The sequence below is a fragment of the Nitrospirillum amazonense genome (genome assembly GCF_007828035.1).
Taxonomy (GTDB): Bacteria; Pseudomonadota; Alphaproteobacteria; order Azospirillales; family Azospirillaceae; genus Nitrospirillum; species Nitrospirillum amazonense.
Map to the genome: position 1 here is coordinate 1 of NZ_VITV01000017.1, position 25,231 is coordinate 25,231.

Genomic DNA, 25,231 nt, shown 5'->3' on the forward strand with positions numbered 1-25,231 from the left:
CTCAGCAATTACTCGGTGAGCTACGCCGACGGTACGCTGACGGTGAACCCTGCCGCACTGACGATCACGGCCAGCGGGGCGAGCAAGACCTACGGCACCAGTGCCAGCCTGACGGGGTACAGCAGCAGCGGGCTGGTGAATGGTGACAGCATCAGCGCGGTGACGCTGGCGTCCGGCGGCAGCGGCACCGCGGCCTCGGTGGGCAGCTACAGCATCACGGCCAGCGGCGCCACGGGCACGGGGCTGAGCAACTACTCGGTGAGCTACGCCGACGGCACGCTGACGGTGAACCCGGCGGCGTTGACGATCACGGCCAGCGGGGCGACCAAGACCTACGGCACCAGCGCCAGCCTGACGGGGTACAGCAGCAGCGGCCTGGTGAATGGCGACAGCATCAGCGCGGTGACCCTGGCATCCAGCGGTTCTGGCACCGCCGCGTCGGTGGGCAGCTACACCATCACCGCCAGCGGCGCCACGGGCACGGGTCTGAGCAACTACTCGGTGAGCTACGCCGACGGCACGCTGACCGTGAACCCGGCGGCGCTGACGATCACGGCCAGCGGGGCGACCAAGACCTACGGCACCAGCGCCAGCCTGACGGGGTACAGCAGTTCCGGGCTGGTGAACGGCGACAGCATCAGCGCCGTGACCCTGGCCAGCACGGGCAGCGGCACCGCCGCCTCGGTGGGCAGCTACACCATCACGGCCAGCGGCGCCACCGGCACGGGGCTCAGCAACTACTCGGTGAGCTACGCCGCCGGGACGCTGACGGTGAATCCGGCGGCGCTAACCATCACGGCCGGCGATGAAAGCAAAACGGCCGGTCTTGATCTGATCCTGGCGGGTTACGGTGTGACGGGGTTGACGAACGGCGACAGCGTCACCGGGGTGACGTTGAGCAGCCCCGGTGCCTTGGCCGCGGCGGCGCCGGGCAGCTATGGCATTACCGCCTCGGGCGCCATCGGCACGGGCCTTGGCAATTACACAATTCTATACCAGACCGGGTTGCTGAGCGTTGGCGCGTCTGCGGCGCTGACCACAAGCACCTTGCAGCGCCAAGTCGTGGCGGCTTTGCTGCCGACCGCAAGCCTGGCCGCCCCCGCCGTCACCGCCAGTCTCGGTGGGGGCGTGGCGAGCGTCAGCGCGCCATCCACCGTCAGCGGTACCGGCTCGACCAGAACAACAGCCACCTCCGCCACGACTGGCGCCGCGGCTTCGACATCGCCGGCAGGCGGCGATACTACGGCGTCGGGCGCGTCCGCTTCCTCGGGCACGTCCGGCGGAACCTCATCCGGCGCATCCGGCGGGACGTCGTCCAGCGACAGTGGCGCACCTTCGGGGAGCACCGCCTCGCAAGGCACACGCAGCGGCGAGAGCGGTGGCGGTCAAGTATCCTCCGCGCAGACATATGCGGTTTCTTCCGCCGGTAGCGAAGGCGGCGTCTATAATCAGCTACAAATGACATCAGCCCCCATTCAAGGCACGAAGCAGGATGAGCGGAAACAATAGCGGCGACTTTTCCATCCCGGTGGTCGAGCGCAGCGGCGACATGCTGATGGAATTGGGTCGGCGGGTTCCCGCCTTTGCCCAGGGGTTGCAACTGCAGTCTGCCGGAAGGACGGCCGAGGCGCGCCAGGTCTTCCTGCAGCTGACCGAGCGCCCGGAGGTGACGGCGCCCAGTTTGCACCAGCTGGGCGTCATGGCCGCGTATGAGGGAGACAATTTGCGGGCCGCCGGCCTGTTCGAACACGCCTTGAAGATCGAGCCGGGCGAGCCCCTCTACTACTGCTCGCTGGGCACCGTGTTCGAGCGCATGGGGGACCTGCCGCGCGCCGCTTCCGCCATGCTGAACCTGGCGGTCATGCTGCAGACCCGTGGGCAGCACGCGGATGCGATGCCCCTCTATCGTCGCATCCTGGCGTTGTCGCCCTTGAACTATTCCGCCTGGGTCAACATGGGCACGGGATTGGCCTGGATGGGGCAATCGCGCGAGGCGGTCGTGCCGCTGATCGTGGGCGTCATCCTCTTTGGCCGGGTGCTGCCCGAGGCGCGGGAGCTGGGCAGGCAACTGATCGACGAAATCGGCGACCGTCTGCCGGAACTGACGGCGGCGCTGGCCACCCTGCCGGAGGGGATGCCCGACGGCCGGCTGGAACGGCTGGAGGAAGTCCTTCAGACCCTGGACAAGGCCCTGCGCACCGCCGGCTTCATCGACGCCACGGTGATGGCGCTGGATGTGGCGCTGAAGCTGGCGCCCGGCAACGCGCTGGCCCGCTGGAACCACTCCTTGGCGTGCCTGGCGCGCGGCGACTTCGCCACGGGCTGGGCGGATTATGAGTGGCGCTGGGTATGGGACCAGTTTCCCGAGCCCCGTCGCATCCTGGCGGCACCGCAATGGCGGGGTGAGAACCTGGCGGGCAAGCGCATCTACGTTTGGGGGGAACAGGGCTTCGGCGACATCCTGCAGTTCACCCCGCTGGCCCATATCCTGAGGGATCGCCATGGCCTCGCTGAGTTGGTGTTGGAGGTGTCTTCCCCGCTGACCGGGGTCCTGAGTGCTGCCCTGGCCAAGGACGGCATCCGTGTGGTTCCCCGGCCCGACAACCCGCACATGTTCAGCGTCCAGGAATCGTTTGATTATCACGTGCCGCTGTTGAGCCTGCCGCACATGTTGTCACTCCGCGTCGCGGACCTGCCTCTGTTGCCCGGCTGGCTGACCCTGCCGGAGGATCAGGTGGCCCGCGGCCGGACCTTGCTGCCGCCGCCCAGCGGCCGGCGCCGCGTCGGCGTCGTTTGGGCCGGGCGTCCCCAGCATTCCGAGGACGCCCGCCGCTCTTTGCCGCTGGCCCATCTGGGGGCCGTTCTCGACGCCATTCCCGATGCCGACTGGTTCTCGTTGCAGGTCGGGCCGCGGGCGGGAGAGGCCCTGGCCTTCAAGGGCCGGTTGCATGACCTGAGCCCCAAGCTTCAGGACTTCATCGACACGGCTGCCGTCATCGCCAACCTGGACCATGTGGTGGCGGTGGACACCGGGGTGGCGCATCTTGCCGGTTCCATGGGCAAACCGGTCTCGCTGCTGCTCGCGCACTCCGTCGATTGGCGCTGGGGCATCGGCGACACGACGTCGCCCTGGTATCCCAACCACCGCGTGCACCGCCAACTCGCCCTGGGCGACTGGTTGAGCGCCATCGCCTCCTTGAAGGAGGAGCATGCGCAATACGGGATGACCGTCGCGGCACCAGCCTCCGACGCCCCGCTGCCGCAGGCGAGCCCTGGGCCGAGGCCGGCCAAACCAAGCCGCAAGGCGTCCGCCACCGCCACGGCCAAGTCGTAGCGGATTTTCCTATTCTGATCCGCCTCAACGGGAATGCGATAGCCAGGCGCTATGGCGCTGCGGGGCTGGCGCCGGCTCTCGTATCAAGGTCGCAGGGCCCCTTCGGACAGGTCTCGCCTACCCGGTCAGGCTGAACTGCCCAGACGATGACAATGTTACTTGACATAAAGGTGTTATCAAGCGCCCCGGGCACCGGCTTGGTGATGGTTGGCAAACCTCCCGTCGGCTGTGGGGTGGAAGCCGCAACGATAAATACTAACTCACTTGTTAGTTAGTATTGTTCTTCCATAAAGGATCTGAGAAGGTTCCTCCATTCGCGACAACCGGCGGCCTTCACCTGCGCCGATACGCGCCCTGACCCTGGGTCGCCTCATCGACCACGCGGGCCAAGTGCCACGGCAGCGCCCAGATGGCGCCGACCACGGGGCGGGGTAGCGGGACAGGAAACAGAAAGGATTTAAGGGGGGACGGAATGGCGACCACACGCCGGTCAATGTTGGCGGGGCTGGCGGCGGCAACCGCCTGGAGAGCGCTCCCCGTGCGGGCCGCCCGCCCGGCCATGCCAAAGGGCTTCCTGTGGGGGGCGGCAATCTCGGCCCATCAGAGCGAAGGCAACGACATCAATTCCGACAGCTGGCTTCTGGAGCACCTGCCGGAGACGGTCTACAAGGAGCCGTCGGGTGGCGCCTGCGACAGCTATCGTCGATACGAACAGGATTTCGCCATCGCTCGGGCCATCGGGCTTAACTGCTATCGCTTCGGCATCGAATGGGCCCGGATAGAGCCGGAGCCGGGCCAGTTTTCCCAGGTCGAGCTGGACCACTACACGCGGGTGCTGGCCGCCTGCCGGGCGCACGGGCTGTTGCCCATCGTGACGTACAACCACTTCACCGTGCCGCTGTGGTTCGCGAGCCGCGGAGGATGGGAGACACCGGACAGCCCCGACCTGTTCGCCCGCTTCTGCGAACGGGCCACGCGCGCGCTGGGCGCCCAAATCGGCATGGCCTCGCCCTTCAACGAGGCCAACATCCACCTGCTGGTGAAGGTCCTGCGGGGGGCGTCCACGCCCGAATACCGGGCCGCGCGCACCGCGATGATCGCCGCCGCGGCCCGTGCCACCCAGTCCCCACGGTTCTCCTCCATCCTGTTCGCCGACCCCGACCGCATCGATGCCCATCTGCTCGAGGCTCATGCCAAGGCTTACCAGGCCATCAAGGCTGGACCCGGTGATTTCCCCGTGGGCGTCACGCTGACCACGCAGGCGGTGGAGGCGGTGGGCGACGGCAGCCTCGCCCCCATCGTCGAGGCGACGCTCTACGGGGGCTGGTGGGATGCGGTGAATGCCAGTGATTTCGTGGGCGTGCAGGCGTACACGCGCCTGCGGGTCGATGCCCAGGGCCTAACCGCCGCGCCGCCGGGGGCTGAGATGACGGCGGCGGGATACGAATATTACCCGCAGGCCCTGGGACAGGTGATCCGGTTGGCCGCGCGCAAGACCGGCAAGCCCATATTCGTCACCGAAAGCGGCATCGCCACGGATGACGACGCACGCCGGGTCGCCTGGCTGGACGCCAGCGTCGCGGAGGTCGAGGCCTGCCTGCGCGGGGGCATCGACGTGCGCAGCTACATCTACTGGTCGCTGCTGGACAATTTCGAATGGACGCAAGGGTACGGCCAGCATTTCGGCCTGGTGGCCGTCAACCGCGACACCTTCGCACGAACACCCAAGCCCAGTTCCCGGCACCTGGCGGACATCATCCGCCGAAGCTGAGGGTGAGCCCAGGGCTCGGCGGGGGGCGGCCCCTCTCTTCGGCGAGCCAGTCGACGAAACCGGTCAGCAGGTTGCCGGCGTCGGCCTGGCGCGGAATGACAGCGACATAGCCCCGGCGCGGAACTTGGATCTGCGGCAGCGGTGTCATCAGATGTCCGCCGGCGATATCGATTTCCAGCATGGGCAGTGGGCCGATCCCGATGCCCAGGCCGTCTTCCACCGCCTGGCGCGTCACGAAGAAGTGATCGAACACCTGGCGCGGAAGCCCGGCGAGGTGATGCAGATCCGCCGCCTCCAGCCAGTCGGCCCAGTCGCCGCCGCGTGTCTCGGTCGCCAGCAGGGTGTGCCCCTCGACGTCGGCGGGGCGCAGGATGGGCCGGCGGGCGAACAGCGCCGGGCTCATGATCAGCGTGTCGACGTCATCCAGCACCGGAACGACGCGGTGCTGCGGCCACGTATGCTCCCGGGCGGTGCTCCGCCGGATCGCCACGTCCACACCTCCGCGCAACGCCTCAAGCACCGTTGAGACGGTGGTGACCACGACCTCGACATGCGGATGATCTGCATGATAGCGGCCGAGGCGCGGGATCAGCCATCGCATCGCGAAGCTGGTTGGCGCGCTGACACGCAGGATACGGCGCGCACCCGGCCGCCCGCAGGCCGCCGCGGCGACAGCCAGGCGGTCGAGGGAAAGGCCGACCTCCGCCGCGAATAGGCCCGCCATGGGCGTCGCCACCATGCGGCGGCCTTCCTTGGTGAACAGCCTCTGGCCCAGCCAGCTTTCCAGGGCGGCGATATGCCGGCTGACCGCCCCATGGGTTACGCCAAGCTCCGCCGCCGCCTCGGCGTAACTGCCCGTGCGGGCGGCGACCTCGAAGACGCGCAGCGCGTTGAGGGGGGGCAGGCGGCGCATTGAATCCCGTGACTAAAGCTGACGCATATCGTGACCAATGACAGGCTAGTTGAAAATTTATCGCCTATCTACCATCGCGCCATGGCATCCTCGACCAACCTTTCCGCGACGGTGGGCGACCCCAGCCCCCCAGCCACGACGAAATTGCGCAGCCTGTTGGCCGCGTGCCTCGCCCATGCGCTCCACGACGGCTATACCGATGGGCTCTATGCGTTCCTGCCGGTATGGCAGGCGCAGTTCGGCCTTTCCTACGCGGCGCTGGCCCTCATCCGCGCGCTTTATTCGGGAACGATGGGCGGGCTGCAATTGCCGGCCAACCGGATCCTGCGCGGGCTCCCCGCGCGGTCGGCGCTGATCCTGTCGACCCTCATCGCATCGACGGGGCTGCTGGTCGTGGCGTTGCCGTTCGGCTTTGCCGGCCTCTGTGTCGGCCTCATCGTGGCCGGCGCCGGGTCCAGCATCCAGCATCCGCGCGGCTCGATGCTCGTCGCCGACAGTTACGGCAGGGCGTCGCGCCGACCGCTCGGCATCTACAATTTTTCGGGCGATCTCGGGAAGGCCTTGTTGCCCGCGCTCGTCGCGGTCCTGCTGCCCGTCCTCGCCTGGCGGGCGGTGCTGGGCCTGATGGTGGTGCTCGGCGTCGCCGTCGCGATCGCGCTGACGGCACTGGCGCGGGGGGCGGTCGCCGTGGGGAAGGCTGCGCCAGGCGGCCCTTCCGGCCGTCGTGGTCGCGGCGGCTTCGGGGTTCTCACGGCGATAGGCGCGCTCGATACGGCGACCCGCATGGGCTATTTGCTGTTTCTGCCCTTCCTCATTCACGGACAGCACGGGGGATCGCCCACCGTGGGGTTGGCCCTTGGCTTGCTGTTCATCGGCGGCGCGTTCGGAAAGGCGACATGCGGCTGGCTGGGGGAACGGCTGGGTGTGGTCGGAACCGTCATCGTGACCGAGGCCGCGACCGCCGTGCTGATCCTGGCGACGCTGGTCACACCCCTGACGCAGACGCTGATCTTGCTTCCGCTGCTCGGCGTCGTGCTCAACGGCACCTCTTCAGTGCTTTACGGCACCGTGCCTGAGCTTTCGGGTGCTGATACGGGCCGCGCCTTCGCCGTCTTTTACACCAGCGTGATCGGCTCCGGCGGTGTCGCGCCCATCCTTTACGGCGCGATCGCCGACCACAGCAGCCAGACTGTCGGCGTGCTGGCCGCCGCCGCGACCGCCGCCCTGATTGTCCCGCTTGTTCTGGCGTTGCGGCCCCATCTGCGCGGTGCCGCCGCGTGAAGCAGGGCCGCGTGAAATAGAAAGGTTGATCCAATGAACACCGTCTCTGGCGCGCCGCTTATGCTGATAACGGGGGGAAGTCGCGGCATTGGCGCGGCGACGGCCCGGCTCGCGGCCACGCAAGGCTATGATGTGGCGATCAGCTTCCTGTCCGACGAGGCCGCCGCCCAGGCGGTCGCGGCGGATGTGGTGGCGGCCGGGCGCCGGGCTCTGCCCGTGCGCGCCGATAGTGCCGATCCGGCGCAGGTTGCCGAGCTGTTCGCCGCGATCGACCACGCGTTCGGGCGGATCGATGTCCTGGTCAACAACGCGGCCATGCTGGCGCGGCAATCCCGCCTGGAGGATCTGGCGTTCGAGCGGATGCGGCGCATCTTCCTGGTCAACGCGATCGGCCCCATCCTGTGCGCGCAACAGGCGGTGAAGCGCATGGCCTATCGCCACAACGGGCGGGGCGGCGCCGTGATCAACATCTCCTCGGCGTCGGCCCGGCTTGGCAGCCCCAACGAATATGTCGACTACGCCGCGTCCAAGGGCGCCGTCGAAACGTTCACCACCGGTTTCGCGAAAGAGGTGGCGCGGGAGGGGATCCGCGTCAACTGCATCCGCCCCGGACACATCTATACCGACATGCACGCCAGCGGTGGTGAGCCGGGCCGGGTTGACCGTGTCAAGGACACCATACCCATGGGAAGGGGCGGCCAGCCGGAGGAGGTCGCCCGCGCGATCCTCTGGCTGGCCAGCGCCGAGGCGTCCTTCATCACCGGCACCTTCCTCGATGTGACCGGCGGCAAATAAGCGGCGAGGTTTACTTGGTCCCTGCGCCAGCCACCGTCACGGCAGGGGCCGTAAAAGCGCTGTCAGGCGGTCGGGCGTGCTGGTGACGCGTTCCAGGCGGGGGTAGCGCAAGGTCCCGTGATAGTCGACAGTGGCGGTATGGTCCGCCCCGCCGCTGTCGAAGCGCAGTTCCACCGGACGGGTGGCCGCCTGCCGTACCGCCTCGATCAGCCGGTCGGCGCGGAAGGGTTGGCCGTTGACCGCGATGAGGTGGCTGCCGACGTTCAGGCCGGCACGGAAGGCCGGGCCGTTCCAGGCTACGGCGCGGGCCTGGCCCTTGGCGTCCACCACCAAGCCGATGGAGTAGCTGAGATCGGTGCCGCCGCCGTCCGTCTCCGTCTGCCGGAAATAGTCGGTGGGCGTGTCGGTGAAGACCAGGCGATAGCCGCCGCGCGTCAGGCCATCTAGCAGTCCGGCGTCGTCGTGCGCGTCCAGCCGCCGGCGCAGGAAGGCGGCCCAGTCGAAGGGCAGCACGCTGTTGAGGGCGGCACAGACGTCGTCGAAGCCATAGGTGCGGATCACCCGGTCCCCGGCCGGGCCGCCGAACAGGGCGCGCGCCACGTCGTCCAGGCTGCGCTTGCCGCCCGTGCGCTCGCGGATCAGGCTGTCGGCATCCAGCCACAGCAGCACGCCTTCGCCATAATAATCCTCCCGCCGCTGCCAATCGCGCCACACCACGGGCCGGCCGATGGCGATGGACGGGTCGTTGGCGCTGTCCTGCAGCGACTTCCACGCCCGGCCGACACGGGATTGGGCAACGGCGGCATCGATCGCCAGGGCATCCAGCGTCTGTGCCGCCGTTCTCAGGCCGGCGCGTGCCGCCAGCACACGGCCCCAGAACTCCGTCTGCCCCTCATAGACCCAAAGCAGGCTGCCATCGACCGGCTGGTTGTAGGTCGGGGCCCACAGGCCGGCCGGCTGGCGGTAACGGCCGTTCCAGGAATGGACGAACTCGTGCGCGAATAGATCCTGGTAGACGGCATAGCCGTCGGCGGCCTGGAAGAAGTCCGGCGGCACGGCGTTTTCGCTGGACTCCATGTGCTCGAACCCGCCGGGGCCCGGCAGCTGGTCGTTAAGGGCCACGATCAGCGCGTAGCGGCGATAGTGAGCCGGCCCCAGCAGGCGGTGGGTCTGCGACACCATGCGGGCCAGGCCCGCGATCTGCGCCGGCGTGGTCTCCAGGTCCTCGGCCTTTTCCGCCAGCAGCGCCAGGGTCACCGGTGCCGCCTTGTCCTGTGACAGCGGAATCTCGCGGACGTGGCGACCGGCATAAACCGGGGAATCGACCAGATCCTCCAGCGTCTCGGTCGCGAAGCTCAGCATTTCCCCGGCGCCGGACGTGGGCGCCAGGGTGGTGGCCGGGGTCATGCCGGCGGGCAGACGCAGGCTGGCCGCCACCGGAATGTCGCGGGTGAACCAGCCGGCCGGGTACAGCAACAGGGTCTGCCAGGCGACGGTGACCATGCCGGGCGTCATACGCATTGGCCCCTGGCGCGGACCGGTGGGGGACAGGAACTGAAAATCGGCCTCGACGGCGGTGACGCCGGCCGGCACCTCCACCTCGAAGGCATAGGGGTTCAGCGGGTCGCGACGCCAGACCAGGGGCTGGCCGCCCGCATGCAGCGTCAGGCCCGCCAGCGCCGCGATGGAGGCGGTGGCGGCGTGGCTGCCCGTTTCATATTCGGGGTACAGCAGGACCATGCGGCCGGCCTGCTGCACCGGGATGGTTTCATGGACGGTGAAGACCCTGTGCACGGTATCCGTCGCGTCCACGTCCAACCGGATGGTGCCGTCGAAAGGCCTGTCCTGGGGTGCCGGGACGAATGGCGCCAGCGTCACCGGCTGGGGGCCGGCGCCGGGTTGCGCCCAGGCGGAACCCGCCATCAGAAGAAGGGCGACGGCGGCGGAACCTAAGGTCTTCAACGCGGGATCCTTCCTTGCATGTCAGGCCTTGCCTGTTAGGCGGGCTTTATAGGCGCCACGTCCACCTCTAGCGCAACAGCGCAAAGCGCGCCGAGGAATAGCGGCTCAGGGTTTGAACACCTCAGCCTGCGCGCGGTGATCTCCACCAGCCCCATGCACATTCCCAGGCCCAGCCTGCCGCTGTCAGCATAATATTCACACACGTGAGAGTGAATGTTGACATCCAGATACGCCTGCCTCATGGTGACGCCCATACGCCGACGTTCGATCGGCGACGCACGGGAGGTTTAACACGTCATGAGAGCCAAGCTGCTCGTGTCCGCGTGCGCGGCCACGTTACTCACGTCCACGGTTTCGGCCCTGGCGCAGGATACCGCGTCGACGGCGCCCAAGGCGTCCGCTTCCGACGCCTTGCAGGAAATTGTCGTCACGGCCACCCGCCGGCCCGAGCGCCTGCAGGACGTGCCGCTGAGCGTCACCGCGTTCTCGCAGGAGGAACTGACCAAGCAGGGCATCGTCGGTTATGAGGGGCTGGCGCGCGAGACGCCGGGCGTGGTGCTGAACAAGCCCACCGCCAACTTCAACAATTTCACGGCCCGCGGCATCGCCACCAATGGCTATGGCGCCAATCTGCAAAGCAGCGTCGCCGTCTACATCGACGAGCTGCCCATCTCCACCACCGGCAACACCACCGTCCTGGACCCCAACCTGTTCGACGTAGAACGCGTGGAGTTCTTGCGCGGCCCGCAGGGGACGCTGTTCGGGTCGGGCTCGCTGTCGGGCGCCCTGCGCATCCTGCTCAAGAGCCCCGACGTGACCCAATATGACAGCAGCGCCCTGGCCGATGTCGCCCTGACCGGATCGGACTCCTGGCGCCAGCGCTATGACGCCATGGTCAACGTGCCGCTGGTGGAGGACAAGCTGGCGCTGCGCATGGTGGGCTTCTACCGTCATGAGGAAGGTTGGGTCGACAATTTGGGCACCGGCGTGCACAACGCCAACACGCTGATCGACACCGGCGGCCGCATGAGCCTGTTGCTCAAGGGGTCGGACCGCCTGCAGATCAAGCTGCTGGCCTCGTATGAGGACAGCAACCCGCATGATAGCGCCCTGGTCGATCCCCGGCTGGGCAAGTACAAGCGCAACTCCAACGAGCCGGACCTGTTCACCGGCAAGCTGGGCACCGTCAACGGCACCATCGACTACCAGTTCGACGGCGCGCACTTCACCAGCTCGACGACCTGGTCGGAATTCGACCAGCAGTTCTTCGTGGACCTGGCCGGCACCTTCGCCGGCGCCATTCCCTTCGGCCTGGATGCGTCCGCCTTCCAGAACACCTTCGTGGAGGAGGCGCGGCTGTCGTCCGATCCCGGCGGCAAATGGGATTGGACCATCGGCACCTTCTATTTGGATCGCCGGCTGGACATCAACTACCTCTACCGCTCGGACATCGCCTACCTTAGGGCGCACAACATCACCGGCGTGCCGGACCAGTATTATCAGCGGCTTTACACCTACACGAACTCGCATGAGCTGGCGGGTTTTGGTGAGCTGACCTACCACGTCACGGACAATTTTTGGCTGACCGGCGGCCTGCGCTATGGCGGCCTGGACGCCCAGGCATTCACCACGGGCGGCTACAACTCCAATTACCTGACGAACGCCTTGCTGGGCAGGTCGGGACCCTTGACCATCACCTCGACGCCGCCGGCCACCGGCACGAAGGCGGAGGGCAGCCAGCCGTCCTACAAGGTCAGCGCGTCGTTCAAGCCCATCCCGGAACTGACGACTTACGCGACCATCGCCACCGGCTTCCGCGCCCCCGTGGTCAACGCCTATGCCGGGCGGCCCAGCACGGTCAACGCCAACGACCTGATCATTCCCAACGGCGCAGATTCCGACGACCTGACCAACTATGAGATCGGCGCCAAGGGGCGGTGGTTCGACGGCCGGCTGTCGGCGAACCTGGCGCTCTACCTGATCGACTGGAGCAACATCCAGGTCCAGGCCAACCGCGTGTCGGACTCGGTGCAGTTCGCCACCAACATCGGCGCAGCGCAAAGCAAGGGCATCGAGTTCGAGATCGCCGCCGTGCCCGTGACCGGCCTCACCATCGGCCTGAACGGTTCGTTCAACGACGCGCGGGTGACGAAGCTCAGCCCCGCTGAGGCGGCGATTTCCGGCGCCGTGCTGGGTGCCAGCCTGTCGTCACCGCATTTCCAGGGATCCGCCTACGCCCAATACGCCTTCGACGTGACGCCGGACATGATGGGCAACGTCGCCATCAACTTCCAGCACGTGGGGTCCTTTCCCAGCGAGTTCCCGCGGGTGCCGGGACAGCCGCAGACCATCAACCCCACCTTCGGCTACACCGACAGCTACAACAATGTGAACATGAGCTTCAGCGTGGCGCGCGATAAATGGACGGCCACGGCTTATGTCGAGAACCTCTTCGACGACGCCTCCATCACCTACATCCACCCCGAGGCCTTCCTGGCCAGCCGCTACGGCACCATGCGGCCGCGCACCGTCGGCATTCGGCTGACCTATGGGATTTGAGGTGATGGCGGTACCCGAGACGCTTGCGCCGCCGGCGGCCGACGCCGGCACCACCTCCCCGGTCGCGCCGTCCGCGCGGCCGGGGGCACGCGCCTGGTTCGTGCTGGGCATGCTCTGCTTCGTCTATGTCCTGAATTTCCTGGATCGGCAGCTGCTGTCCATCCTGGCCAAGCCCATCCAGGATGACCTGAAGGTCACCGACGGCCAGTTGGGCCTGATCAGCGGGCTCTACTTCGCGCTCTTTTACTGCTTCATCTCCATCCCCGTGGCTTGGCTGGCCGACCGCACCAACCGGGTGCGGGTGCTGTCCATCGCCTGTGCCTTGTGGAGTGCGGCCACGGTGGCCTGCGGTATGGCCTCGACCTATCCGCAGCTGGTACTGGCGCGCATGACCGTCGGGGTGGGGGAGGCGGGTGGCGTGCCGCCCTCCTACGCCATCATCTCCGACTATTTCGGCCCGGGCCGGCGCGGCACGGCGCTGGGCTTGTACAACTTCGGTCCACCACTGGGTCAGGCCCTGGGGGTGGCCTTCGGGGCCGCCATCGCCGCCGCCTATAACTGGCGCGGCGCCTTTCAACTGCTGGGCGCCGTCGGCGTCGTCACGGCGCTGGCCGTGTACCTGCTGGTGCGCGAACCACGCCGAGGGGGGCTGGACGCCGGCCCGGTGGCGACGGTGCCGGCCGGTCCGGTCACGCCGTCGGCGAAGGCCGGGTTCTGGGAAACGGTGCGGATGTTCTTCACCCGCCCGGCGCTGCTGCTGGTGGCGCTGGCGACCGGCGCCACCCAGTTCGTCACCTATGCCCTGCTGAACTTCACCACCTTGTTCCTGATGCGGGAGAAGGGCATGGCCCTGGGCGAGGTGGCGATCTACTACGCCCTGTTGATCGGCATCGGCGTCAGCGCCGGCATGTATGTTTCCGGCCGGCTGATCGACCGGTTCGCCGCCCGGGCCAGGCACAGCTACGCGCTGGTGCCGGCGGTGGCCCTGTGCGCGGCGGTGCCCTTCTTTGTCGGCTTCGTCTGGGCGCCGTCCTGGCCCCTGGCGCTGCTGTTCCTGGCCGGCCCGACATTCTTCAACTACTTCTACCTGTCGCCGGCCGTCGCCCTGGTGCAGGAGGAGGTGCGGCCCGACCAGCGCGTGCTGTCCGGCGCCTTGTTGCTGCTGGTCATGAACCTGATCGGTCTGGGCTTCGGCCCCACCTATCTGGGCGCGGTTAGCGACCTGTTCCGCGCCACACACCCCCACCATTCGCTGCAACTCGCCTTCTACACGCTCGTCCCCTTCTATGGCCTGGCCGTCCTGCTGTTCCTGGCCTTGGCGCGGGTGTTGCGGAAGGAAGGGCCCCGGACTGGAGCCTGGACTGGAGATCGATGATGCGTCCGCTTCTGCGCATGGGCGTCTGCGCCGCCGTGCTGCTTCTTGCTCACATCGGTGCCGCCGGCGCCGCCCCGGGCGCGCCCGTCGTCAACGCCCCGGTAGGCTCGGTCGAAGGCCAGGTCATGGGCGACTTGGCCGCGTTCAAGGGCATACCCTATGCCCAGCCCCCGGTCGGGCTGCTGCGGTGGAAGCCGCCGGTGCCGGTCCAGTCCTGGACGGGCGTGCGACCGGCCCATGATTTCGGCGCCGCCTGCGTGCAGCCGCCGCCCCGCCCCGGCAGCCTCTATGCCGACCCGCCGGCGAAAATGGGCGAGGACTGCCTGTCGCTGAACGTCTGGGCGCCGAAGGCGGCGAAAAAGGCGCCGGTGCTGGTGTGGATCCACGGGGGCGCCTTGGTCGGCGGCGCCAGCAGCGAGGGGCTGTACGACGGCGCCCGCCTGGCGGAGCACGGCGTGATCGTCGTTTCCATCAACTATCGCCTGGGCGTCCTGGGCTATCTGGCCCATCCGGATCTGAGCGCTGAATCTCCCGATGGCGTTTCCGGCAACTACGGCCTGCTGGACCAGATCGAGGCCCTGCGCTGGGTTCAGCGCAACATCGGCGCCTTTGGTGGCGACCCCGCCAACGTGACCATCGCCGGTGAATCCGCCGGGGCACTCAGCGTCATGTACCTGATGGCTTCGCCGCCGGCCCGCGGCCTGTTCACCAAGGCCATCGCGCAGAGCGCCTACATGATATCCACCCCGACGCTGAAGGAGGCCCGCTACGGCGAACAGTCGGCGGAGGAGAACGGCAGGCGGCTGGCGGTGGCGGTCGGCGCCGCCGATGTCGCGGCGTTGCGCGGCATAGACGCCGAAGCCTTGACCGTCGCGGCCGTCAAGGCCGGCTACGGCCCCTGGGGCAACATCGACGGCCACGTTCTGACCGGCCAGCTGGTCGACGTGTTCGACCAGGGGCGGCAGGCGCCCGTACCCCTCCTGGTTGGCTTCAACAGCGGAGAGATCCGGTCTTTGCGGTTCCTGGCGCCACCACCGCCGACCGACGCCGCGACCTATGAAACCACTATCCGCCACCAGTACGGTGACCTGGCCGACGCCTACCTGGCGCTATATCCCGCCCGCGACATGGGCGAGAGCATCCTGGCCAACACCCGCGACGCGCTCTACGCCTGGACGTCGGAGCGCCTGGCGATCAAGCAGACGGCGCTGGGCCAGCCGGCGTTCCTCTACCTGTTCGACCACGGTTATCCCGAGGCGGATGCCAAGGGCCTGCACGGCTTCCATGCCTCGGAAATTCCTTACGTCTTCGGCACCGCCCACGGCACGCCGCCGTACTGGCCCAAGGTGGCGGACACCCCGGCCGAAGCCCGCTTTTCGGATGCGATGATGGATTACTGGACCTCCTTCGCCCGCACCGGCACGCCCAGCGCGGCCGGCCAGCCGGCGTGGCAACCTTATGACGGCGCTGCGGCCTATATGCATTTCGCCGCCACGCCGCAGCCGGAAACCCACCTGATGCCCGGCATGTATGCGCTGCACGAGGCGACGGTCTGCCGCCGCCATGCTGCCGGCACCCTGCCGTGGAACTGGAACACCGGCATCATGTCCCCGGCCCTTCCGGCCAAGACCGCGGGTTGCCCGTGATGCGGGGAGCGATGCAAGACTACGCCCTGACGCTGGACCAGTTCCTGCGCCATGCCGCCAAATGGCATCCCCGCGCCCAGGTCGTCACCGCCCGGGAGGGCGGCAGTGCCGACCGGATCGGTTATGCCGACCTGAAGACGCGCAGCCTGGCCGTGTCATCCGTGCTCGCGGGGTTCGGCATCACGGTCGGTGACTGTGTGGCCACGCTGGCTTGGAACACACAGCGCCATGTCGAGGCGTGGTACGCCATCATGGGCATGGGCGCCATTTGCCACACGCTGAACCCCCGCCTGACGGCGGAACAGCTGGCCGCCATGCTGACGCAGTCCGGAGCGCGGCTGCTGGTCGCCAGCGCCGATCTGCTGTCCCTGGCGCGCCAGATCCAGCAGGGCGTGCCAGGCCTGGAACGCATCCTGGTCATCGATGGGGACGCCGAGGGGGCGGGCTGGCCGTCCGACGGGCCGCCGGTTTCCGTGCTGGAGCCCCTCATCGCCGAAGCGGGGCATGGCGTCGCCTGGGGGGAGTTCGCAGAGACGGCGCCATCGGGCCTTTGCTTCACCTCCGGCACCACCGGTGCGCCGAAGGGGGTGATGTACACCCACCGTTCCAGCTTCCTGCACACCTTGCGGGTGTTGCAGACCGACGTCATGGCCATTTCCGGCAGCGACAGCGTGCTGGCGGTGGTGCCCATGTTCCACGCCAACGCTTGGGGCCTGCCTTTCGCAGCACCGGCCGTGGGGGCGAAGCTGGTGCTGCCCGGCCGCCATGCCGACGGCGCCAGCCTAGCCAGGCTGATCACCGCGGAAGGCGTGACCGTCGGCGTGGGCGTGCCCACCGTCTGGCTGGGCCTGGTGGAACATCTGGAGGCCGTGGGCGGCGAGTTGCCCACCTTGAAGCGCATCCTCATGGGCGGTTCCCCCCTCGCGCCCGCCCTCATGGAACGGATCGAGCGGCGCCTGGGCGTGGCCGTGCAGACCAGCTGGGGCATGACGGAGATGTCGCCCACCGGCACGGTGACGCCGGCGCACGACCCCGGGCGGTCGGCCTCCCTGGCGGGCCGGCCCGCCGTGGGCGTGGACCTGCTGTTGACCGATGCCGACGGCCGGCCGTTGCCGGAGCAGCGCGAGGTTGAAGGGCATCTGCGTGTCCGCGGCTCCGCCGTTATCGCCCGCTATTTCGGTCACGACGCGCCCGCCACCGACGCCGACGGCTGGTTCCCCACCGGCGACCTGGCGCGCATCGACGCCAATGGCAACCTCATCATCACCGGCCGGGCCAAGGATTTGATCAAGTCCGGCGGCGAATGGATCAACCCGGCGGAGATCGAGGCCATCGTCGGCGCGCTGCCCCAGGTGTCACTCGCCGCCGTCATCGGCCGGCCGGACCCGAAATGGGGCGAACGCCCCATCCTGCTGGTGGAGACCTGCGATGATATCAGCGACGAGGCGCTGCTGGCATCCCTGCGGGGCCGGGTCGCGGCCTGGTGGATACCCGACGCGGTCATCCGCTTGGACAGCATGCCCCAGGCCTCGACCGGCAAGATCGACAAAATCCGGCTGCGTGCCCAATATGGAGGCTGATTGAACGAACGGGTGGCGCGCGAGCCACCCGGGCACACGTCAGGACGGAAGATTGCGTGGTGAGTGAACAGGTGAAACCGCGTCGGCGCACGACCAAGGCCGAGCAGCGCGCCGAGATGATGGAGCAGATCCTCGATGAGGCCGAGTATCTTTTCTCCAAGCATGGGCTCTACGGCGTCACGTTGAAGGATGTGGCCAAGCGCGTCGGCGTCCATCACACGCTGTTGAACTACTACTTCGAAGACAAGAAGAAGTTGTTCGACGCGGTCTTCGCCCGGCGCGCGGAGGTCACCAGCACCCGACGCATGAAGGCGCTGGACGAATACGACGCGGCCACCGGCGGCAAGCCCACGGTGGAGGGGGCGCTACACGCCTTCCTCGACACCGACCTGGACCTGTACATCAAGGGGGGGGAGGGCTGGAAGAACTACGCCGCCCTGGGGGCGCAGGTGGCGAACACGCCGGAATGGGGGGCGGAGCTGATGGACCAGCACTTCGACCCTGTCGTGCTGCGCCTGATCGGTCTGTTGAAGAAGGCGCTGCCGGACAGTCCGGAGGAGGACATCTTCTGGGGCTATCACTTCGTCACCGGCGCCCTGTTGCTGACGCTGGCGCGCACGGGGCGCATCGACAAGCTGTCGGGGGGCCTGTGCAAGTCTGACGATTTTGCGGCGGTCAAGGCGCGCATGGCCTCGTTCATGGCCGCCGGCTTCCTGGAGGTCTGCAGGCAGCGGCGGCAGGAGCCCTGAGTTTGGGCGCGTTTAAGCAGACCGCCCATCATTTATTCACTCACGGGAGAGTCAAAGTAAAATGTCAAGACTGGAGAACGAAATGGCGAAGGGGGAACGCATGTCGCTGGAGGGTCGGGTTGCCATCATCACCGGAGCCGGTGGCGGCCTGGGGCGCGCCCATGCCCTATACCTGGCGGGGCAGGGCGCGCGGGTGGTCGTGAATGACCTGGCACAGGCCGCCGCCGACACGGTGGCAGCGGAGATTGCCGCGCAGGGGGGGCAGGCCATCGCCGTCGCCGCGTCGGTGACGGACGAGGCGGGGGTGGCGGCCATGGTGGCGCGGGTCATGGATACGTGGGGCCGCATCGACATCCTGGTGAACAATGCCGGCATCCTGCGCGACAAGAGCTTCGCCAAGATGAACCTGGATGATTTCCGCCTTGTGGTGGACGTGCACCTGACCGGGGCGTTCATCTGCGCCAAGGCGGTGTGGGATATCATGCGGGTGCAGCGCTATGGCCGCATCGTCATGACCACGTCGTCATCCGGCCTGTATGGCAATTTCGGCCAGGCCAACTACGGCGCGGCCAAGATGGCGCTGGTGGGGCTGATGCAGACCCTGGCCATCGAGGGTGAGAAATACGGCATCCGGGTCAATTGCCTGGCCCCGACGGCGGCGACGCAGATGACCCACGGCGTGCTGTCGGAGAACAGCCTGGATCTGCTGGCGCCCAGCCTGGTCAGCCCCGGCCTTCTGGCGCTGACGGGCGAGAACGCGCCCACCCGCGCGATCCTCTGCGCGGGGGCCGGCCATTTCGCCACGGCCAGCATCACCCTGACGGCTGGCCGCTACATCGGGGCGGGCGCCGGCGCGGGCGAGAAGGTGGTCGCCAATTGGGACGGCATCTCCGACCGTAGCGACGAGATCGTGCCGGCCTATGGTTTCACCCAGGCGGAACGGGAACTGGCCAACGCCGGCATGGGCGGCGACCGGGTGATGGCGGTGCCGCGCTAGGTGCTTATGCGCCATTCACGCCGGCAGGCCGTTTCGGATGATGTCGGCGCCGATATTGAGGTGATCGGCCAGCGGCCGATCATCGCGATAACGGCCGACGCAGGCGCGCACATGGTCGTGGATGGCGGCGGTACCGGGCGCGCGGTCCGCCGGATCAACCGCCAGGTCGTGCGCCTCGGTCGCCGCCAGCAGTTCAATTCCCAGGATGTATTCGGTGTTGTCGATGACGGCCAGCAGTTTGGTGGCCGCCGCCGTGGGATGGGCCAGGTAATCCTCCTGCAGCGCGGAGTTGATGCCGCCGTCGAGACTGGCGGGCGCGCACAGGCGGCGGTTGTCCGCCACCAGCGCGGACGCGGTGTACTGCGCGATCATGAAGCCGGTGGTGGCGCCGGGATCGCTGGCCAGGAAAGGCGGAAGGCCGCTGACCAGCGGATTGACCAGCCGGTCGGTATGACGTTCGGAAATGGCCCCCAGGTGCGCGATGGCGATGGCCAGCGAGTCCAGGGCGATGGCCAGCGCGGGCGCCACCGCGTGCGCCTCGGACTCGACGACCGGCGCCGCCGGCGTGCCGGAGACGATGGGGTTGTCCGTGACGGATTGCAGTTCCCGGTCAATGACGGCGCAGGCGCCGTCGAAGGCGTCCCGGGCGGCACCATGCACATGCGGCACGGCCCGCAGGCTGAGCGCGTCCTGCAGGCGGGTGCCCGCGGCGCGCTCCAGGCGGCGGCTGCCCGCCAGGTAATTCCGGAGGGCGGCGCCGGTGCGGTGCAGGCCGTTCGACATCCGTATCTGCAGCACCTGGGCCTCATACGCCGACATCTGGGCGCCCAGCGCCTCCAGCGTCAGCGCCGCCACGGCGTCCGCCGCGGCCAGCAGCCGCTCGATCCGCGACAACGCGTATCCGCCCAGGCCGGTGGCGCAGGGCGAGCCGTTCACCAGGCTCAGCCCTTCCTTGGAATCAAGCACCAGGGGGGACATGCCGATGGCGTCCAGCGCCTCCCGCCCCGACAGGCGGCGTCCGTCCATATAGGCCGAGCCGGCGCCGATGAGGACCAGGCCGATATGGGCCATGTGGGTCAGATAGCCCACCGACCCGCGTGACGGCACCTCCGGTATGCAGCCCCGGGCCAGCAGCGTCAGCAGGCCCTGCACCAGGTCGGGCCGCACACCGGAGCGGCCATGCGCGAAATTGTTGATCTGGGCGGCGATGATGCCCCGCACGGCGGCCGTCTCCAGGGGCTGCCCCATGCCGCAGGCATGGCTCATGACCAGGTTGCGGGACAGGTCACGCTGTTTGGCGCGATCCACCACCGTGCTCACCAGCGCGCCCACCCCCGTGTTCACGCCATAAGCCCGGATGCCCTGCGCCACAATGGCCTCGACCACGGCATGGGCGTTCCCGATGCGGGCCCAGGCGTCTGGGGACAGCACCAGTTCGCGGCCCCGGGCGACGGCGCTGAGGTCGCGCCAGGTCAGGGGACCATTCAGCAGGACGGATGGCGTCATTGTTTGCTCCTCGGGTCCATAAGTCGCAAGATTCATGCGGCGGACAGCGCGATCTGGCAATTATGTATAGACTAAATCGAAGCGGGAATGTATAGACAATATGTGTGAACAGGCGACATCGGCAACGGAACCGGGCCCAGCTGGGACAAATGGGCCATCCCAGACGAAGCAGGAGTTGGCATCCCATGTCGGACCTTGCATATCCCCCCCATCCCGGTCCGCAGGCGAGGGCCGCATGAACGGCGCTACGCCGCCCCTAGTTTCCATCGATACGGCCCTGGACCGTGCGGCCGCGCTGGTCGATCGCGCCCCGGCCCTGGCCATCGCGCAGGTCGCGGAAGTGCTCGATGCGGCGCCTGGCCACCCGCGCGCGCGGCTGATCCAGGGCCGCGCCCTCAGGCTGGCGGGGGACATCCAGGCGGCGGCGGAGGTTCTCCGTCAATTGGCCGCGGCGGAGCCGAGATCGGCCGCCACGGCCCTGGAACTGGGCCTGACGCTGCGCGACCTGGGCCAGCTTCCGGATGCCCTGACTGAAATGCGCCGCGCCGGCGCGCTTAGCCCCGACCTGGCCGCCGCCTGGCGGGCGCTGGCCGACACGCTGGCTCTCGCCGGTGAGCATGAGGAGGCGGAGCGGGCCCACCTGGCCGGCGTGAAGGCCTCCACCCGCGATCCCGTCCTGGCCCAGGCCGCCATGGCCATGATCGAGGGCCGGTTGAACGTGGCGGAGCGGGCACTGCGGGACCGGTTGCGCGCCCATCCCACCGACGTGGCGGCCATCCGCATGATGGCGGAGCTGGCCGTGCGCCTGGGCCGGTACGATGATGCCATCACCCTGCTGCGGCGCGCGCTGGAATTGGCGCCCGCCTTCACCGCGGCCCGCGAGTTGCTGGCCCGCACGCTGCAACGGCACAACCGGCCGGCCGAGGCCCTTGCCGAGGTGGAGCATCTGCTGGCGGCCGAGCCGGACAATCCGTCGGTGCTGATGCTCAAGGCCTCGCTGCTGGTCCGCATCGGCGACCAGGACGCCGCCGCCGCCGTGTACGCCCACGTCCTGGCCCGCCATCCTCAGCAGGCCAAGGGCTGGATGAGCTACGGCCATGTCCTGAAGGCGATCGGCCGGGTGGACGACGCCATCGCCGCTTATCGCACCGCCCTTGAGCAACAGCCCACGCTGGGCGAGGCGTGGTGGAGCCTGGCCAATCTCAAGACCTTCCGCTTTTCCGCGGACGACACGGCGGCCATGGAACGCGGCCTGCGGGCCACGGTGGATGACGACAACCGGTTGCACCTGCATTTCGCGCTGGGCAAGGCGCTTGAAGATGCCGGAGGTGATGACGCGGCCGCCTTCCGGGCCTATGCCGAGGGCAACCGGCTGCGCCGGGCCCAGCTCAACTACGACCCGGATGAGACCCATGACCAATGCGCCCGCATCGCCGCCATGGTCGACAGGGGATTCCTGGCCCGGGCGCGTGGCGGCTGCCAGGCGCCCGACCCCATCTTCATCGTCGGCCTGCCCCGTTCGGGTTCCACCCTGGTGGAGCAGATCCTGGCCAGCCACAGCATGGTCGAGGGCACCAGTGAACTGCCCGACATGATGGCGATCGCCGCGCGGCTCGCGTCCCCCGGCAAAGGGGCCGCTGCCGGGCGGTATCCGGAATGTCTGGATGATCTTCCCTCCGAAGCCTTGGAGGCGTTGGGCGCCGAATACATCGCGCGGACGCGGGTGCACCGGCACGAGGCCAAGCCTTTCTTCATCGACAAGATGCCTAACAACTGGATGCACGTGGCGCTGATCCGCGCCATCCTGCCCAGGGCACGGATCGTCGATGTCCGCCGGCATCCCCTGGGCGTCGGCTGGTCCGCCTACAAGCAGCATTTCGCGCGCGGCCAGGCCTTCACCTATGACCTGACGGAACTGGGGCGTTACTACGCGGATTACGCCACGCTCATGGCCCATGTGGACCGGGCGGCCCCCGGCTGCGTGCACCGTGTCATCTATGAACGGCTGGTGGCCGATACCGAAAACGAGGTCCACGCGCTGCTGGACCATCTGGGCCTGCCGTTCGAGGACGGCTGCCTGGCCTTCTGGGACAACAGGCGCACCGTGCGTACCCCCAGTTCCGAGCAGGTGCGCCAGCCCATCTTCACCGAGGGGCTGGACCACTGGCGGCGTTTCGAGCCCTGGCTGGCGCCGCTGAAAACGGCGCTGGGCACTGTGCTGCACACCTATCCGGAAGTTGAGTTGTAGTTGCGTAAGTCAATATAAAGTAAAACAACAAAAATACCTAAGGGCGGAAGACCCACAAGAACAGGGACAGAAGCGGAACTTCATGGGAAAGGGCGATCATAATGCGAGTTAAGACCAAGCGGGCCGGCAGGCTGGTCCTGCTTCTGGCCTCCACGGCGCTGGCGCCGATATGGGGAATGCAGTCCGCCATCGCCGCCGACACCACGCCCGCCGCACCGGCGACCCCGGACTCGGCGGCGAATGAAGGCCTGATGGAAATCGTGGTGACGGCGCAGAAGCGCAGCGAGAACCTACAGAACGTGCCCATCAGCCTTCAGGCCTTGGGCACGGCCACGCTGGAACAACACCAGGTCCAGTCCTTCGACGACTACGCCAAGCAGTTGCCCAGCGTGTCTTTCCAGTCGTTCGGTCCCGGCCAGAGCCAGCTGTTCTTCCGCGGCATCTCGTCCGGTGGCGACGGCCTGCCGTTCGGCGCGCTGCCCACCAGCGGCTTCTACCTGGACGAAATCCCCGTCACCACCATCGGCTCCCTGTTGGACGTCCATATCTATGACGTCGCCCGGGTCGAGGCGCTGTCCGGGCCGCAAGGCACGCTCTACGGCGCCAGTTCCCTGTCCGGCACCTTGCGCATCATCACCAACAAGCCCGACACGTCCAAGTTCTCGGCCGGTTATGACGTCCAGGGCACCCGCTTCGACAAGGGCAGCCTGGGCGGCACCATCGAAGGCTTCGTGAACATCCCCCTCAGCGACAGGGCGGCGGTGCGCATCGTCGGCTTTGATGAGCATGACGGCGGCTACATCGACAACACCTACCACCAGCGCACCTACCAGAGCCCCCATACCCTGGACGACGGCACGGTGGTCAACAGCCCCATCACCGTGGACAACTCGAAGTTCGTCAAAAAGAACTTCAACGATGTCGACACCTATGGCGGCCGCGTCGCCCTGGGCATCGACCTGGACGACGACTGGACGGTCACGCCCCAGGTCATCGCCCAGCACCAGCGGTCCAACGGTTCCTTCCTCTACGACCCCAAGGCGGGTGACCTGCAGGTTCACGACTATGCGCCGGAACGCAACATCGACAAGTGGTACCAGGCGGCCCTGACGGTCGAGGGCAAGGTCTGGGATTGGGATGTGCTCTATTCCGGCGGCTATATGCAGCGGTCGATCGACACCCACGCCGACTACAGCTATTACACCGTCGCCTACGATGCCTACCCCAACTATGGGTATTTCACCAATTCGATGGGGAAGCAGATCGATCCCACCCAATATTATTATGGGCATCAGGATCTGACCAAGCAAAGCCACGAATTGCGCTTCAGTTCGCCCTCAACCAACCGCTGGCGGGTCACTGCCGGCCTGTTCTATCAAGAGCAGACCAACCAGTTCCAGGCGAACTATTACGCGCCGGGTTACGGGTCGTCCCAACAGGGATCGCCTGTGTATGAAGACGACATCTTCCTGACCAACGTGCACATCGTCGACCGCGACTACGCGGTGTTCAGCCAGGCCTCCTACGACATCCTGCCCAGCGTCACCCTGACCGGCGGTGTGCGCGGATTCATCGCCGACAACACGCTGACCGGCTTCTCGGGCTTCGCCAGCGACGCGGCGAAGGCCGGCTGCGTGACGCCCTTCCCGTCGCTGAACAGCTGTTCCTACCTCAACAAGAAATTCAGTGACTCGGGCGAGACCCACAAGCTGAACGTAACGTGGCAGATCGATCCGGATCGCATGGTCTATGCGACATATTCCACCGGCTATCGCCCTGGCGGCAACAACCGGCGGGCGGCGGTCGAGCCCTATGGATCGGATACCCTGGACAATTACGAGCTGGGCTGGAAGACATCCTGGTTCGATCAGAAGCTGCGCTTCAACGGCGCCGTCTATTACGAGGAATGGAACAACCTGCAGTACGCCCTGGTGGCGCTCAACTCCGGCAGCGTGACCAACATCTACAATGCCGGCGACGCCCGGGTGTACGGCGTCGAGACGGACATCACCTGGGCCGTCACCCGCAGCCTGACCCTGTCGGCATCGGGCGCCTTCAACGATGCCCGCTTGGCGACCGACTTCTGCGCCATCGGCGCCAACAGCAACCCGGACTGCGCCTCCGGCATCATCGCGGCGCCGAAGGGCACGCGGTTGCCGGTACAGCCCCGGATCAAATTCAACACGACGGCCCGCTATGAATTCCTGCTGGGGGAGGTGGACAGCTTCGTCCAGGGAAGTGTGAACCACCAGACCAGCACGCGCAGCTTCCTGGGAACCACGGCGAATGACCTGGTCGGCGACAGTCCCGGCTTCACCACCGTGGACATCTCCATGGGCGGCAAGATCGGCAACACCAGTGCCGAGTTCTATGTCCAGAACCTGTTCGACGAACGCGGGGGGCTGACCCGGAACACCTTCTCCGCCCCCGAAATCTCCGGCCAGTACGCGCGCATCTATCCGACGAAGCCGCGACTGTTCGGCGTCAAGTTCGGTCAGAAGTTCTGATGTCCCGT

Annotated in this window: 16 protein-coding genes; 13 read left to right on the forward strand and 3 right to left on the reverse strand. The window is 67.4% G+C overall.

What is annotated here, in order from left to right; translation table 11 throughout:
* From FBZ87_RS29390 to FBZ87_RS27170, 3 genes are all read left to right on the forward strand, one after another.
* A partial coding sequence (locus tag FBZ87_RS29390) for a beta strand repeat-containing protein (RefSeq protein WP_281289019.1) occupies positions 1-1,509 on the forward strand: 1,509 nt, incomplete at its 5' end.
* Positions 1,493-3,334, forward strand: a complete 1,842-nt coding sequence (locus tag FBZ87_RS27165; RefSeq protein WP_145613716.1) for a tetratricopeptide repeat protein — start codon at positions 1,493-1,495, stop codon at positions 3,332-3,334. The genes FBZ87_RS29390 and FBZ87_RS27165, both read left to right, overlap by 17 nt.
* 538 nt (positions 3,335-3,872) lie before the next feature.
* Positions 3,873-5,105, forward strand: a complete 1,233-nt coding sequence (locus FBZ87_RS27170; protein ID WP_211107236.1) for a glycoside hydrolase family 1 protein — start codon at positions 3,873-3,875, stop codon at positions 5,103-5,105.
* Here FBZ87_RS27170 and FBZ87_RS27175 read toward each other — a convergent pair.
* The gene (locus FBZ87_RS27175; RefSeq protein WP_145613718.1) at positions 5,089-6,018 is read right to left on the reverse strand and encodes a LysR substrate-binding domain-containing protein; all 930 of its coding nucleotides are present in this window, start codon (positions 6,016-6,018) and stop codon (positions 5,089-5,091) included. The genes FBZ87_RS27170 and FBZ87_RS27175 overlap by 17 nt on opposite strands.
* 81 nt (positions 6,019-6,099) lie before the next feature.
* Here FBZ87_RS27175 and FBZ87_RS27180 point away from each other — a divergent pair, with 81 nt between their 5' ends.
* On the forward strand, positions 6,100-7,299 hold the full coding sequence (locus FBZ87_RS27180) for an MFS transporter (protein WP_145613719.1): 1,200 nt from the start codon (positions 6,100-6,102) through the stop codon (positions 7,297-7,299).
* 33 nt (positions 7,300-7,332) lie between these two features.
* Complete coding sequence (locus FBZ87_RS27185; protein WP_145613720.1) at positions 7,333-8,094, forward strand: SDR family oxidoreductase; 762 nt, start codon at positions 7,333-7,335, stop codon at positions 8,092-8,094.
* Positions 8,095-8,130: 36 nt separating this feature from the next.
* Here the strand turns inward: FBZ87_RS27185 and FBZ87_RS27190 are convergent, their stop codons facing one another.
* Positions 8,131-10,056 (reverse strand): M61 family metallopeptidase, encoded by a 1,926-nt coding sequence (locus FBZ87_RS27190; protein WP_211107237.1) that lies wholly within the window; start codon positions 10,054-10,056, stop codon positions 8,131-8,133.
* 297 nt (positions 10,057-10,353) lie between these two features.
* Between FBZ87_RS27190 and FBZ87_RS27195 the strand changes: the two genes are divergently transcribed.
* The 6 genes from FBZ87_RS27195 (at position 10,354) to FBZ87_RS27220 (ending at position 18,962) form a co-directional block, all read left to right on the forward strand.
* Entirely contained in the window at positions 10,354-12,615 is a 2,262-nt protein-coding gene (locus FBZ87_RS27195) for a TonB-dependent receptor (protein WP_145613721.1), read from the forward strand.
* A gap of 4 nt (positions 12,616-12,619) precedes the next feature.
* Entirely contained in the window at positions 12,620-13,990 is a 1,371-nt protein-coding gene (locus FBZ87_RS27200) for a spinster family MFS transporter (protein ID WP_186455016.1), read from the forward strand.
* Complete coding sequence (locus tag FBZ87_RS27205) at positions 13,987-15,636, forward strand: carboxylesterase/lipase family protein (protein ID WP_246134627.1); 1,650 nt, start codon at positions 13,987-13,989, stop codon at positions 15,634-15,636. Before FBZ87_RS27200 ends, FBZ87_RS27205 begins: the two co-directional genes overlap by 4 nt.
* An 11-nt stretch (positions 15,637-15,647) precedes the next feature.
* The gene (locus FBZ87_RS27210; protein WP_145613722.1) at positions 15,648-17,216 is read left to right on the forward strand and encodes an AMP-binding protein; all 1,569 of its coding nucleotides are present in this window, start codon (positions 15,648-15,650) and stop codon (positions 17,214-17,216) included.
* A gap of 71 nt (positions 17,217-17,287) precedes the next feature.
* The gene (locus FBZ87_RS27215; RefSeq protein WP_211107241.1) at positions 17,288-17,965 is read left to right on the forward strand and encodes a TetR/AcrR family transcriptional regulator; all 678 of its coding nucleotides are present in this window, start codon (positions 17,288-17,290) and stop codon (positions 17,963-17,965) included.
* Between the two features lie 82 nt (positions 17,966-18,047).
* Positions 18,048-18,962 carry an SDR family NAD(P)-dependent oxidoreductase gene (locus FBZ87_RS27220; RefSeq protein WP_246134628.1) on the forward strand — a complete coding sequence of 305 codons (915 nt, stop codon included), beginning with the start codon at positions 18,048-18,050 and terminating at the stop codon, positions 18,960-18,962.
* 15 nt (positions 18,963-18,977) lie between these two features.
* Here the strand turns inward: FBZ87_RS27220 and FBZ87_RS27225 are convergent, their stop codons facing one another.
* Complete coding sequence (locus tag FBZ87_RS27225) at positions 18,978-20,468, reverse strand: HAL/PAL/TAL family ammonia-lyase (RefSeq protein ID WP_145613723.1); 1,491 nt, start codon at positions 20,466-20,468, stop codon at positions 18,978-18,980.
* Positions 20,469-20,703: 235 nt separating this feature from the next.
* Here FBZ87_RS27225 and FBZ87_RS27230 point away from each other — a divergent pair, with 235 nt between their 5' ends.
* Both FBZ87_RS27230 and FBZ87_RS27235 read left to right on the forward strand, forming a co-directional pair.
* Positions 20,704-22,716: a tetratricopeptide repeat-containing sulfotransferase family protein gene (locus FBZ87_RS27230; protein WP_145613724.1), complete on the forward strand. Its 2,013-nt coding sequence runs from the start codon at positions 20,704-20,706 to the stop codon at positions 22,714-22,716.
* 101 nt (positions 22,717-22,817) lie between these two features.
* Positions 22,818-25,223, forward strand: coding sequence for a TonB-dependent receptor (locus FBZ87_RS27235; RefSeq protein ID WP_145613725.1), 2,406 nt, complete (start codon positions 22,818-22,820; stop codon positions 25,221-25,223).
* Positions 25,224-25,231 lie beyond the last annotated feature (8 nt).